Origin of the sequence: Paenibacillus polymyxa (assembly GCF_015710975.1) — a bacterium.
GTDB classification, from domain to species: Bacteria; Bacillota; Bacilli; order Paenibacillales; family Paenibacillaceae; genus Paenibacillus; species Paenibacillus polymyxa.
This window is the reverse complement of record NZ_CP049783.1, coordinates 3,846,812-3,861,196: the sequence shown is the minus strand read 5'-3', so window position 1 is coordinate 3,861,196 and position 14,385 is coordinate 3,846,812. Positions and strand designations below refer to the sequence as shown.

9 protein-coding genes and 1 pseudogene are annotated in these 14,385 nt (G+C 48.4%); all 10 read right to left on the bottom strand.

All coding sequences use genetic code 11. The features are described from left to right. Positions 1-8: 8 nt before the first annotated feature. Positions 9-1,319 carry a UDP-N-acetylglucosamine 1-carboxyvinyltransferase gene (murA, locus tag G7035_RS17290; RefSeq protein ID WP_013372087.1) on the bottom strand — a complete coding sequence of 437 codons (1,311 nt, stop codon included), beginning with the start codon at positions 1,317-1,319 and terminating at the stop codon, positions 9-11. After that, positions 1,309-2,213, bottom strand: a pseudogene (murB, locus tag G7035_RS17285) (UDP-N-acetylmuramate dehydrogenase). The gene murA and the pseudogene murB overlap by 11 nt, the downstream one beginning before the upstream one ends. 146 nt (positions 2,214-2,359) lie before the next feature. Then, positions 2,360-3,469 (bottom strand): undecaprenyldiphospho-muramoylpentapeptide beta-N-acetylglucosaminyltransferase, encoded by a 1,110-nt coding sequence (murG, locus tag G7035_RS17280; protein ID WP_016821543.1) that lies wholly within the window; start codon positions 3,467-3,469, stop codon positions 2,360-2,362. 6 nt (positions 3,470-3,475) lie between these two features. Next, entirely contained in the window at positions 3,476-4,573 is a 1,098-nt protein-coding gene (gene spoVE, locus G7035_RS17275; protein ID WP_019688025.1) for a stage V sporulation protein E, read from the bottom strand. A gap of 49 nt (positions 4,574-4,622) precedes the next feature. After that, complete coding sequence (gene murD / locus G7035_RS17270; protein WP_019688026.1) at positions 4,623-6,044, bottom strand: UDP-N-acetylmuramoyl-L-alanine--D-glutamate ligase; 1,422 nt, start codon at positions 6,042-6,044, stop codon at positions 4,623-4,625. A 4-nt stretch (positions 6,045-6,048) separates the two neighbouring features. Further along, positions 6,049-7,017, bottom strand: a complete 969-nt coding sequence (gene mraY, locus G7035_RS17265; protein ID WP_013372092.1) for a phospho-N-acetylmuramoyl-pentapeptide-transferase — start codon at positions 7,015-7,017, stop codon at positions 6,049-6,051. Between the two features lie 22 nt (positions 7,018-7,039). Beyond that, positions 7,040-8,443 carry a UDP-N-acetylmuramoyl-tripeptide--D-alanyl-D-alanine ligase gene (locus G7035_RS17260; RefSeq protein ID WP_019688027.1) on the bottom strand — a complete coding sequence of 468 codons (1,404 nt, stop codon included), beginning with the start codon at positions 8,441-8,443 and terminating at the stop codon, positions 7,040-7,042. Continuing rightward, a complete protein-coding gene (locus G7035_RS17255; protein ID WP_019688028.1) occupies positions 8,443-9,930 on the bottom strand; it encodes a UDP-N-acetylmuramoyl-L-alanyl-D-glutamate--2,6-diaminopimelate ligase in 1,488 nt (495 codons plus the stop codon). The genes G7035_RS17260 and G7035_RS17255 overlap by 1 nt, the downstream gene beginning before the upstream one ends. A gap of 55 nt (positions 9,931-9,985) precedes the next feature. Then, a complete protein-coding gene (locus tag G7035_RS17250; protein ID WP_019688029.1) occupies positions 9,986-11,902 on the bottom strand; it encodes a stage V sporulation protein D in 1,917 nt (638 codons plus the stop codon). Between the two features lie 81 nt (positions 11,903-11,983). After that, positions 11,984-14,338 (bottom strand): penicillin-binding transpeptidase domain-containing protein, encoded by a 2,355-nt coding sequence (locus G7035_RS17245; protein ID WP_019688030.1) that lies wholly within the window; start codon positions 14,336-14,338, stop codon positions 11,984-11,986. Positions 14,339-14,385: the final 47 nt, after the last annotated feature.

Below are 14,385 nucleotides of genomic sequence, written 5' to 3'. Positions count from 1 at the left end.
TATAGGCATTAATTTACGAAATCCAGCTGCTCGGGCACCGGAGACTGACGGCTCATTCGGGCACCCAATCCCTGGAAAAGACGTTCGATCCGGTCATATCCTCTGTCAATGTGATGAACCTGCTCGACAATGGTACGTCCCTGAGCGGCTAGACCGGCTATAACCAGTGCAGCCCCTGCCCGCAGATCGGTAGCCTCTACTGTAGCCCCGTACAGACGAGAAACCCCTCTTATAAAAGCAGCATTCGCATCGACCGTAATATCAGCACCCATTACATTCAGTTCATCTACATGTTTAAATCGGCTTTCGAAGACAGTCTCTTTCATGACACTGAAGCCGTCCGCCAAAGATAATAGAACCATGACCTGAGATTGCAAATCCGTCGGAAATGACGGATAAGGTGAGGTAACGATCCTCTCCACTGCTTTGGGACGACTCATACAACTTACGGTCATTATATCATTCAAGATGCCAATTTGAACACCAGCCCGCCTGAGGACGTGAATCAGAGCAGACAAGTGGGAAGGATTGCAGTGTGTCAATGACACACTACCTCGTGTAGCTGCCGCTGCGATCATAACCGTTCCAGCTACTATGCGGTCAGGAATGACCTCATACGTACAAGGATTGAGTTGACTGACCCCCGTGATTGTAATTGTGTCTGTTCCAGCACCGATAATATGGGCTCCCATGGCATTCAGAAAGTTTTGAAGATCCTGAATCTCTGGTTCCCTCGCTGCATTGGTAATCGTTGTTCGTCCTTCGGCCAGCGCGGCAGCCATCATAATATTTTCTGTTGCGCCTACGCTCGGAAAATCCATGTGGATGTCCGAGCCGATCAGCTTGCGGGCTCGAAACGTAATTTGCTCGTCTTTCTCCTCGATCTCTGCGCCAAGAGCTTTTAAGCCCTCCAGGTGAAGATCAATTTTGCGCTCGCCTATGGCGCAGCCTCCGGGCTGATAAATGGAAACTTCTCCGTATCTAGCGAGCAACGGTCCCATTAGAAAGATAGATGACCGCATTTGCTTCATCAAATCCTCAGGAATTTGGAACGTTCGGACGGACGATGTATCCACATATACCGTTTCCTCTTCATGTCGGCATGTGCAACCAAGTCTTTCTAGGATGTGCAGCATGACCTTAATGTCTAAAAGATGGGGGACATTCCGAATTTCCACCTTACCTTGTGCAAGCAAACTTGCTGCAAGAATAGGTAGTGCCGCATTTTTTGCCCCATGGATACGTATGGTGCCTGACAGGGGACGGCCTCCCTCAATCACCAATTTGTCCAATGTATCACCTCCGAGTTTACCGCTCACCCACTACGAAAACCTCCGGAATTAGCTTGATGCCGGTTTGAGATGATATTGTACTTTGAATATGCTTCATTAGGGTAAGCACGTCCTCTGCTGTCGCTTGACCGGTATTTACAATGAAATTAGCATGCTGTACTGATACCTCAGCGCCTCCCGCCTTCAAACCTTTGAGACCTGCGCTTTCAATAAGCCGGGCAGCATAGTCTCCTGGTGGATTACGGAACACGCTTCCTGCACAAGCTAACTGTAGCGGCTGGGTCAGCCTACGGCGGTCTTTAAAAGCCGCAAGCGCTGTTGAGATTTCCTCTCGGTCCCCCGCTTCATCTGGAACACTGCCTCTGTCACCATTCCACGTTGCTCATGCAGCACGGAGTGACGATAGCTAAAGTGCATATCCTCGGCATTGTACACAGCCAATTCCCCTGTATCCAGCACAATCTCAGCGGACTGGAATATTCGTGACACATCAGACCCGTGGGCACCGGCGTTCATGTAGACAGCCCCACCGACCGATCCTGGAATACCACCAGCAAACTCAAGGCCTGACAGACCCTGCTTGCTAGCCATAACACATAGTTTAACCAGTGAAACGCCTCCACCAGCAACGATCTGTTCATCCTCAAAACGAACATAATCAAATCCTGGTCCAAGCTTGATCACCAGTCCCCGAATCCCTTTGTCAGAGACGAGCATGTTGGAGCCCCGCCCCAACTGCATCCAGGGAATTCCGTGCTCGCTAGCAAGCTTCAAAATCCTTGCCAACTGCTCTTTGGTATCCGGGATCACAAGAGCATCGGCAGGGCCTCCGATCTTCCAGGTCGTATATTTGGACAGCGGCTCATGCTCCAGCACTTTTCCGATATCATGCTCCGCTAATAATGGCATCCATTGCTGCATTGTACTGAAACCTCCTTGTTGCTTGCCCCGCATCGTTATAAGGCTCTCACCTAACAACCGGCAGCCTGGGTGATGGTCACAATCTATAGGGTATCCTATGTAAATACCGTCCAGTGTGTGACAACCGCCCAAATCTGCGCTGCGGACTACCTATTATGGGCAAGACGCTCCATTTCTTTTACTAAAATATCTGCTGAGTCAGGCTTGCCAAGCGCAGATGCCAGCTCCGCCATTTGGCTCCGCCTTGCCTCATCCTTCATAATTTCTGCTATAGATTGAAACAGAGCCGGGCCACTTAATTCCTTTTCTGTGATCATGACAGAAGCCCCTGCCTTTTCAAGTGTACGAGCATTAGCCTCCTGATGGTTATTCGTCACATTCGGTGATGGAATCAGAATGGACGGAATGCCGAGCGATGTAATCTCTGCCAAGAAGGACGCACCTGCACGATTAACAATTAAAGAGGTACAAGCCAGCACCTCAGGCATATTGTGAATATAGGGAAGCACATGTAGATGATTGGGCAATGAGCCGATCTGATTTCGTATGCTGTCCAGCGTTTGCTCATAATAAGATTCGCCGGTTACATATACAAAATGGACGTCTTTCAGTTGCGAAAGTTGCGGAACCATTGCAATCATGGCATCGTTAATGGCCTTTGCCCCTCTGCTGCCGCCAACCACCAGGACCACAGAGCTGTTCATAGGAACCCCTATAGTTGCAAATCCCCGATCCCGGTTAGCCAGACGAACTGTTGTAGCACGCGGGTTCCCAGTGTATAGTACATTTTTAGCTTTGGGAAAAGCTCCTTCCGAGCCTTCAAAGCTAACAGCCACTGTATCCACATAGCGACTCAAAAATGCATTGGTCAATCCAGGAATTGCATTTTGTTCATGAATAATGCTGGGGATTCCCAACTTGGAAGCTGCATAAACGACAGGGCCGCATACATATCCCCCGGTGCCAATCACGATATCTGGCTTAAATTTCTTTAATAATGCTTTGGACCTGCGAACTCCTTTGAAAAAGCGCATGATCGTTTTTATATTTTCCACAGACAAGCTGCGACGAAATCCTGTGATATCAATAGCCTCAAATGGAATTTTTTCCTGAGGAACCAATTTACTTTCAAGTCCTCGTTGACCGCCAATGTATAAAAATTCAGCGTCCGGATCTATTTCTTCGCACTGTCTGGCTACGGCCAGTGCTGGATATATATGTCCTCCAGTACCGCCGCCGCTCAACACGACGCGCATAAACGTTCACCTCGCATAACGTGATAAATTTAATAAAATACCCAGAGCAGTTAACATTAAGGTCAGTGAAGAACCTCCATAGCTGATTAAGGGCAGTGTTATTCCTGTCACTGGCATTAAACCGATAACAACACCAATATTAATAACGACCTGTACCGCCACCATTCCGACAATACCGACTGCAAGCAAACTGCCATAGGTATCCGGGATGGTAATAGCGACACGCATCCCTCTCCAAACAAGGACCAAAAAAAGCCCCAGTACCGTCATTCCACCGATAAAACCAAGCTCCTCCGCCAGTATAGAGAAGATAAAGTCCGTCTGTGGCTCAGGAACGTAGCTGTATTTTTGCCGACTCATGCCGAGCCCCAGCCCCGCCAATCCGCCAGGACCAATAGCATATAGCGATTGAATAATTTGATAACCCGCGCCAAGCGGATCAGACCATGGGTCCAGAAACGCGGTAATACGCTGGAGTCGATAAGGGGCAGCCGCAATCAATGCAGCAAAACCCGCTGCCCCCGACAAGGCTAGTAGACCCAGATGCTTCAAACGCGCGCCTGCCGTAAATACGATCAGCATGGATGCTCCCATCATTACGGTGCCTGTACCCAAATCGGGCTGGAGCATGATGAGCCCAAAGGCCAGTCCCATGAGCCCAAGCGGAGGCAACAGCCCGCGCGTAAAAGAGCTAATATCATAGTCAGGACGACTGAGCCATTGAGAGAGAAAAAGAATCATGCCCAGCTTCATAAACTCGGAAGGCTGAATGCCAAAAGAGCTAATACCGAGCCAGCTTCGTGCTCCACCTCTTACTACACCAATGCCAGGAATTAAAACAGCAACCAATAGAGCCAAACAGATCAACAATACGACCTTGGCATATTTCTGCCAAATCCGATAGTCCGTTCTGGCCGTAAAGTACATGGCTACAAGGCCGAGCCCCGCAAACAACAATTGTCGTTTAACAAAATAGTAGGAGTCCCCGTACTCGTGAAAAGCGAGGACGGCGCCCGCGCTGTATACCATAACCATGCCGATGGCTAACAAGCTTACAATACAGACGAAAAGCCATATATCTGGCGCCGGACGAGATTGCTTCATCAGGAGGCCACCCCTTGCATAAAAGTAGGGGCTTATCCAACCCCCCTACTTACAATTTATGCGCCGCCTCTTTAAAAATACGTCCACGCTCTTCATAGGATTGGAACATATCCCAACTTGCACAGGCGGGTGAGAGTAATACCACATCTCCCGTCTCAGCAAATTCAGCTGCCTTGTTTACAGCCTCCACGAGCGTAGCGGCGGCACCCTCCCCATTATCGACGACCTTGACATGCTCTATTCCAGCCTGACGAGCCCGATCTGCCAGCTTATGCCGTGTCTCACCCAAGAGCACAACGGCTTTCACACCATCCTGCAAGGACGGTACAAGCTCCGCATAATCAGAGCCACGATCCAATCCTCCGGCAATGAGTACGATGGGTTGCTTAAAGGAAGATAAGGCCATCATGGTCGCTTTGGAGTTGGTTGCTTTGGAATTGTTGTAATAAGCTACTCCACCGTGTTCTAAAACATATTCAAGCCGATGTTCTACACCGCGAAAAGAGCTTAATGGTTCCATCAATTTTGCTGGTTCTGCGCCTGCGGCTATGGCGATTGCGCAAGCAGCTAGAGCATTTTCTACGTTAAAACGACCCGGAAGCCCAATATCGGTCACGCCTATAATGGGTTGCAGTACCCCATTTCCATCACGGTATACGATGTTTCTTTCAATATCATCCGTCACATCCGGTATGTATGGCGGGTCAGCGAACACCCCTTCCTGCAAACGTTCCGTCATTGAGAAAGGAAGCAGCTTCGCTTGAATATAGGGCACAAGCTCCCGGCAGACGGGATCATCCCAGTTCACCACCGCGGTATCCGACGCTGTTTGATTGGCAAATAGACGTGCCTTGGATGCAACATAGTCCTCCATGCCTCCGTGGTAGTCCAAATGGGTCTCAGCTACATTGAGCAAGCAGGCTACAGCGGGCTTGAAATCCTTTGTTCCTTTTAACTGAAAGCTGCTCAGCTCCACAACCATCCACTCGTCCGACTTGGCGTCCACAGCCGCCTCGCATAACGGCGTACCGATATTACCAGCCACGATCGGATTCATGCCGGATGCCTCCAACAACTTGCCCACCCAAGTGGTCGTGGTCGTCTTTCCGTTGGAGCCAGTAATTCCGATAATCGGAGCTTTACATAGATGGTAGGCGACCTCAACCTCGGTCACGACCTCAATGCCGAGCTCGACAGCTTTCTGTACGGGAGGGGCCGCGTAAGGAATTCCTGGATTTTTGACAACCAGTTTCACTCCAGGATGAATCAGTCCTTCCGGGTGACCCCCGCATAAAACGGAAATTCCCAAAGCCTCTAATTCAGAAGCTTCGGGACATTGTTCCCTATCTTTTTTATCATTGACTGTGAGCTTTGCCCCGGCCTGATGTAGCACCTTGGCCACTTGTACGCCGCTTTTGGCCAGACCGATAATGACGACTTCCTGATCTCGGTATGCGTCTGGATGATTCATTTGTCTACAACCCCTTGTTGAGATAAAGTCCGAGTCCTGCCAACAGCAGTCCTACAGCCCAGAATGTGATAACTACGCGCCATTCGGACCAGCCGGACAGCTCGAAATGATGATGAATCGGGCTCATTTTGAAAATACGCTTGCCACGGGTTTTAAAGGAAGCTACCTGCAAGACCACGGACAGCATTTCAATCACGAAGACACCACCGATGATGAGAAACAAAATTTCGCTTTTCGTAACAATGGCAATGGCACCAATGGCTCCGCCGATTCCCAGCGAGCCTGTGTCTCCCATAAATACCTTGGCAGGATGAGCATTATATACGAGAAAACCAAGTACAGCACCAATCATGGCCGCTGCGCAAACGGCAGCCGGAAGCGAGGTTGCTTGAATCGCCACAATGGCATAAGCAGCAAATGCAATCGCACTTGTACCGGACAGCAGCCCGTCCAGCCCATCTGTAAAATTGACAGCGTTGCTGATCGCCAACATCATGATAATAATGAACGGATAATAGAACCAGCCGCCCCAATCAAATGACCATGAGGTGCCTGGGATACCGATCGCCGTGCTGTGATCATTGCTAATCAGAAGCCAGCACATAATCGCGCCAAACAATAACTGCCCGAACAGCTTTTGACGCGCCGTCAGACCGAGCGAGCGTTTGAATACGATTTTAATATAGTCGTCCAAAAAGCCGATCAGCCCAAAACCGAGCGTAGCAACCAGTAGAACGTAAAAGTCCGTATTTTTGATAGCTGAAAACTTAAGAAAGGTCAGCGTAAAAGCCAGCAAGATTACGATACCCCCCATTGTAGGCGTACCTATCTTTTTAAGATGGCTTTGTGGCCCGTCATCCCGGACCTGCTGGCCGAATTTCATTCGCCGCAGCAGCGGAATGAGCAGTGGAGCGGCAATGACCGCCAGTATAAACGATACGACGATCGTCAGCAGTAATAATTGAATATCCATGGGAGTCTCCCTCTCGTCAACATCAGTTCTGTAGCGGACCGTTTTTCAGCGCATCCACAATTTCTTCTAATCGCATCCCTCTGGATGCCTTAACCAGCACAATATCATCGGCATGGAGATAAGACCGCAAATGCTGGATCAGCTTTTGCTTATCAGTATAAGCGTGTACGTTAGCAGTTGGCATTGTCCCTTGCGCACCCTGCGCAATCGAAGCGCCTAACGCACCATAGGTAAACAGTGCCTCTATGTTATGCTTTGCAGCAAAACGCCCAATTTCCTCATGAAATTGCTTTTCCTCAGCGCCCAGCTCCAGCATATCCCCAAGCACGGCAATTTTACGTCCACTCGTTTGATATGCAGACAACGTCTGAATTGCAGCCTTCATTGAAGCAGGACTGGCATTGTAAGCGTCATTTAGCACGGTAAGTCCATCCGAACACTTCACGACCTCAATGCGCATGCCCGTCAGCTTTAAAGACGACAATCCTTTACGTATATGGTCTGCATCCACATTGAAATGACGTGCTACCGCCAGCGCTGCCAATCCGTTTACAACATTGTGCTGTCCGAGTAAGGGAAGCCGGAAAGCCTCTTGGCCGGATTGGGCTGTTATGAATGAGCTACCTTCTTCATCCGAAGTGATTTCAATTGGATAATCATCATTGTCCGCAGCTAACCCGAACGTGAATAATTTTAATCCTTCAGGCTTGACCGTTTCAGGTTCTGCCAACACTTGTGGAAGTAGTGGTTCATCCCCATTATAAATAAGCAATCCACCAGATTTAATCCCACTTGCAATTTCCAGCTTTGCACGAGCAATTTCAGTGCGAGAACCAAGCTGAAGTAAATGCGATTCGCCAATGTTAGTTATGACAGCTACATCTGGTTGGGCAATATTAGCCAACAGACGGATTTCCCCGCGTCCACTCATGCCCATCTCCAGAATCAGGATATCTGTATCCTGCGGCATGGACAGTACTGTTAAAGGCAACCCGATATGATTGTTATAATTTCCTTCGGTTTTGTGTACTTTAAAAGTCGTGCCCAATAGAGCATTTACAATATCTTTCGTCGTCGTCTTACCGTTGCTTCCCGTGATTCCGACGACAGAAACGTCAGTTTCGCGCAAGTATGCGGCCGCTAGATGCTGAAGGGCTTCTAACGTATCCTCGACCTCAATAGCATTTACGGACGGAGGTGTTCCATGATCCTTTTGCCATAAATATGCTGTTGCCCCTCCCTCGCTTACGATCTGCTGAACATAATGATGTCCATCAAATCGTTCACCCGCGAGTGGAACGAACAGTCCCAGACTCTGCGGCCTGCGTGAGTCTGTAAAAACGCCCTCAACCATCCGTTCAGCGTCCGCCTGTGCGTGAAGTGTTCCTCCACACATGGATGCAATCTGACCGATTGTTCTTTTCATCACTTGGATAAACCCCTTATCGCTTCTTTGGCTACGATGCGATCATCGAATTCATGCACCGTTTTTCCGATTAACTGGTAAGTCTCGTGACCTTTTCCCGCAATCAATACTACATCGTCAGGGCTTGCCATTTCAACAGCTTTATGAATTGCAGTTCTGCGATCCACGATCAGTTCATAACGTTCGGCAGGTACACCTTCATCAATCAACCCTTGTTCGATGTCTTTCAAAATCAATATCGGGTCTTCTGTTCGCGGATTGTCGGATGTAATAAACGAATGATCGCTGTATCGTGCAGCAATTTTCCCCATCAACGGACGTTTCGTACGATCCCGATCTCCGCCGCATCCAAATACACACCATACTTTACCAATCGCAAATTCCTTTACGGTACGAAGGACATTTTCCAATCCGTCTGGCGTATGGGCATAATCAACGATTACAGCAAAGGGTTGACCCGCATCAACAGGCTCTACGCGCCCATCTACGCCTGCGATAGATTCCAGACTCCGCTTGATATCCACCAACGAGATTCCTTCCAGCAAAGCAGCTGAAATGGCTGCTAGTGCGTTGTACACATTAAACTTGCCTACCATCCGAAGCTCAATATCAGTATCTCCTTTAAAAGTGGAGACATGGAAGGATGTTCCCTTGGCACTTATAGTGATACGAGACGCTTGCACATCCGAATCCTTTTCCACGCCGTAGGTAATCACTTGGGCCGCTGTTTGAGCCTGCAAATAGGAAGAGGCCGGATCGTCTGCATTCAGAACAGCATATTTACTATTGGATGCATCACGCGAGAAGGCATTTCCCAATCTGGAAAACAAAAGTCCCTTGGCAGCGCGGTACTCCTCCATCGTGTTGTGATAGTCCAAATGGTCCTGCGTTAGGTTTGTAAATATAGCGGTACGAAAATCTGTTCCTTTGACACGGCCCTGCTCCAAAGCATGTGAGGATACCTCCATGACACAGCATTGAACCCCTTGCTCTGCCATATTCCCGAGATAACGTTGCAGTTCTACTGCTTCAGGCGTAGTGCCGGACATAGGATAAGACTGGCCATTGTAACGCATTTGGATGGTACCAATCAGCCCGGTGTTCACCCCGGCGTCCTTCATAATTTTTTCAAGCAGGTATGTTATCGTTGTTTTCCCGTTCGTTCCGGTTATGCCGATCATGCGCATGCGGCGGCTTGGTGAATCAAACATGTAATCCGCCAAAACCGCCATGGCATGTCGCGCATCCTTAACAACAAGCTGCGGAACAGGCACATCCAGTTCTCTCTCTACGACCAAAGCCGCCGCCCCAGACGCAACGGCCTGCTCAGCATAATCATGTCCGTCCACTGTAAAACCAGGCAAGCACAGAAATAAGTCTCCTGGCTGGACACGACGTGAATCCGCCCCGATTCCTCGGCAATCCACTGTACCGTCACCCACCACTCGGGAAACGGCCAGCAGTGAAGCCAATTGTTGAAGCTGCATCTTACATTCCTCCATTGCTCTCTCGTTATTCATAGTATGGTATAAAAAGAACCTATCAATCCCCCATATATATACGGATCGTTGATCCTCGTTCCAATCGAGAGCCTGGCTTCGGTGCCTGACTTACGACCGTCTTGCCTGACCCAGATTTCACGAGCATAAAGTTCATATTCATATCTTCATATAAATCAGCTGCAGTGGCACCTACCAGATCAGGTACCGTTTCAATCGGATTTTCGCCATACTTGTACTCTTTGGCAATTTGATTAGTACGAGGTGGTATTTTCAAGGCAATCAGTGCATCTTTTAAAATATTTTGCACGATTGGCGCAGCAACTACACCGCCGAATTGAATCCCTTTCGGATTATCGACAGCAGTATAGACGACAATTTGCGGGTCATCCGCCGGAGCAAAACCAATAAAGGATACAATATGCTCCGAGGAAGAATAACGTCCGTTAATCACCTTTTGTGCTGTCCCCGTTTTACCTCCAACCCGGTAACCCTCAATAAAGGCAGGGCGACCTGTACCTTTAGCGACGACACTTTCCAGCGCTTCCCTTACCTGTCGAGAGGTATCCTCTGAAACAACTCTACGCACCAGTTCCGGCTCCACTTTTTCGAGAACCTTTCCAGTTCCGGGCTGAATCCAGCCTTTTGTAATGTGAGGCTTATAAAGATTGCCGCCATTGATTGCTGCCGATACAGCCGTAACCTGCTGAATCGGAGTGACAGATACCCCTTGACCAAAGGCCGTAGTAGCCAGCTCTACAGGTCCGACCTGAGGTAGCTTGAACAAAATGCCATTGCCCTCACCAATCATGTCAATTCCTGTTTTGCTGCCGAAGCCGAAATTGCGAATGTACTTGAACAGTGTTTCTTTGCCCAGACGTTGTCCCAACGTTACAAAACCGGGATTGCATGAATTTTCTACCACTTGAAGAAAGGTTTGGCTGCCATGCCCGCCTTTTTTCCAACAACGCAGACGTGCTCCACCAACTTCAATATATCCCGGATCAAAGAAACGGTCATTTTTGAGATTGACCTTCTTTTCTTCCAAGGCAGCGGCAAGTGTAATAATTTTAAAAGTAGACCCAGGTTCATATGTCATCCAAATCGGCAGATTGCGATTATAAATTTCAGGCGCATATTGCTTGTAAAGCGCTGGCTCATAGCTTGGCCGTCCAGCCATGCCTAATATTTCACCCGTCTTCGGGTTCATCGCAATAGACAGCGCGGACTTCGCCTGAAATTTGACCATGGCTTGGTCAAGCTCTCGTTCCATAATGGATTGCACCGATTTATCAATGGTTAATTGTAAATTCAGTCCATCCTTCGGTTCAATGTACTTTTCAGAAGAACCAGGCATCAGACGGCCACCTGCGTCTGATAAATACGCGATGCTTCCATCGATTCCCCGAAGCTTACTGTTTTGCTGCTTCTCTACGCCTGTCAGCCCTTGATTATCAATTCCGGTAAATCCAAGAATATGAGCCGCTAGATCACCATAAGGATAATAACGTTTGTTGTCTTCAGCAACAACGATACCCGGCAGCTTCAAATCACGAATTTTCTGGGCTTTCTCCATCGTAATTTTTCGTCCACCGGGCTGAAGTTTTTGGCTTGCTGTTCGTTTGGTAATCAGCTTGAGCACTTTATCCTCACTCATATCTAGCAACGGCGCCAGCCTGCGAGCCGTTTCTTCCGGCTCCTTAATCTGTACTGGTATCGCCATGACAGTCGGCGAACTGACATTATAGGTCAGCGCAGTACCCTGTCGATCCAAAATTTCGCCACGCTTGGCGGCAAAAGGAATATTGCGGCGCCACGATTCCTCAGCCTTGGCTGAGAGCTCGCCTCCTTTACCCAATTGAACATAGGCGAGCCGGATCGACAAGGCCGCAAACAGTACAAACAATCCCAGTAGCCCCCATACCAGCCTACGCCGCATGGTCACGTTAGATTTTTTCAAACGCGCCCCCTCCGTTCCTCAAATACTCATGACATGTCTTACCTCATGAATATTCAAAAGAACGGACATTAGAACAAGCTATCAGTTATCTTCGCCTTTAATCGCGGCAGCACTTTTCTCATCTGCTACAGCAGATATTCCTCCCTTTGGAGTTCCCGCATTGGTTTCAGTATTCGCAGTAGTATCGGCTTTGGTTTTAGTATCGGCTTCCGTTTTCGTTGCATTGCCTGTCTCGTTAGCTGCAACTCCAGTAGTCGAGTCCTGTGTTTCCTCCGGCTTCACTCCGGTCACTGTTTCTTTGGCCGGCTGAAGCGTCACACTGACGACCCGCTTGCCATTTACCATTTGTGCCTTTTGAGAGACAACATACCCTTCCCCGCTTACCTGAACACCAACCTTCATAAGCGTCAGAACTTGAAGTGTGTCACGCAACGAGACACCTGTAAAATCGGGAATCGTCATGTTGGCACTATCCTCAGTCAGCAAATAGATGCGCTGTCCCGGTTTCATTTTGACGCCTGCTTCAGGATACTGACGAACAATTTTGGAGCCTTTACCTACCGTTTCGTAAGCAATCCCCTGTTTGAGCAATGCGTTTTGCGCATCCTTCTTCACTTGGCCTGTTAATTGTGGTACCGTTGGTAAATTCACCGTTTTCGCTGCAGCCCCACCTGATTTATTCGTTTTGGTTCCCGTTTTGGGAACCCCCATATATTGCAGCGATTGGGACACGATTTTTTTAAACACAGGTGCTGCTGCTGTACCGCCGCCTACCGATTTGTTAGGTTCATCCATAACTACCAAGACAGCTATTTTCGGATCATTTACTGGTGCAAAACCAATAAAAGACACGACATCCTTCGAATGATCGTAAACTTTTCCGACGACTTTCGTCGCTGTCCCTGTTTTACCAGCAACACGATATCCGTCAATATAAGCTAGACGTCCCGTACCAATTTCCTGGTCAGACACGACCTGCTCCAGATAGCTGCTTGTCTGAGTTGCCGATTCCTGAGTAATCACTTGGCGGACTTCCTTCGGTCGAATCGTCTGCACTTCGCCTGTATCTGGGTTTATAATTTCCTTCACCAGATGAGGCTGCATCAACTTCCCACCGTTAGCAATCGCCGAGATCGCTGCCACCTGCTGAATTGGCGTTACCTGAACCCGTCCGTGTCCATATGAAGCCGTTGCGACTTCGGATTTGTACTGGGTATGGAATGTGATAGCACCGGTAGACTCACTCGGAAGATCAATGCCTGTTTTGACACCAAACCCAAAGTTATTGATATACTTCTTCAGCCTCTCGCCACCCAGCTTATCCAGCCCCAAATGGACAAAACCGACGTTACTTGAACGCTTGACCCCTTGAAGATAGGTTAATGTTCCCCAGCTACGGCTTACGTCACGAATATCCCAGCCTCCGACACGAATCATACCAGATTGGTAGGTCTCATTCGGATTAAATACCTTTTCTTGAACCGCAGCAGCCAAGGTTACTATCTTAAACGTGGAGCCTGGTTCGTAGATAGACTGAGTAGCATTATTACGGAAATTTTCCAAAGGTGTACTCCCATATGTATTGGGATTAAAATTCGGATAAGTCGCCAAACCGAGAACATCCATCGTTTTGGGATCAGCCGCTACGACAGTCATCGTTTTGGGATTATACTTTGCGATAGCTTCCTGCATGGCATCCTCTATATAATACTGAATCGTATCATCAATCGTCAGCTTTAAATTTTTACCATTTTGTGCCGGCTCATAGACACTTTCCGATCCCTGAAGAGGAACTCCCTTTCGGTCCCGCTGATATAGAAGCTTTCCAGCCGTGCCGGAGAGCTCTTTATTGTAATAAGCTTCCAACCCCATACCTGCTGTACCATCTTTTCGCAAATAGCCAAGGACATGAGAAGCCAGCTTATTTTCTGGATAATAGCGTTTGGATTCCTGAACAGTGTCCACAGCTCCAACTACCTCATACTTATCCTTCAAATACTCTTTGAATGTATCCACCTGTGCCTTCACCTCAGGGTCTACCTTCCAGCCTCCATTACGAATCTCACGGTTTTTTAAATAGTTACCCTTTTTATCCTTTGCAGATAGATGTCTTCTCAGTTCATCCTCAGGCGTTTTGAGAAGCTGATGCAGCTTGGCTACAACCTCATTCTCCAGATCATACTCCTGAATGATGCTAGGGTTGACAACCACCGTGTAAGCCGGTGCATCCGTAGCTAGTACATTCCCTTTACGGTCCATTATAGTTCCACGCTTGGGCTGAATCACCTGGTCTCTTTCTATCTGTGCAACTACCTGATTATGCCAGTATTCCCCACTCACAACTTGAATCCAAAATACTTTAAGTAGCAGAACAAGAAAAAAGAGGGTAATACATCCCCCTATCAGCAGTGTGCGAAGCTTTATTCTTTTGACCATAGCTCAAACCTCTCTGCAAAAAATATACGTCAGAGCATAGCTTGATG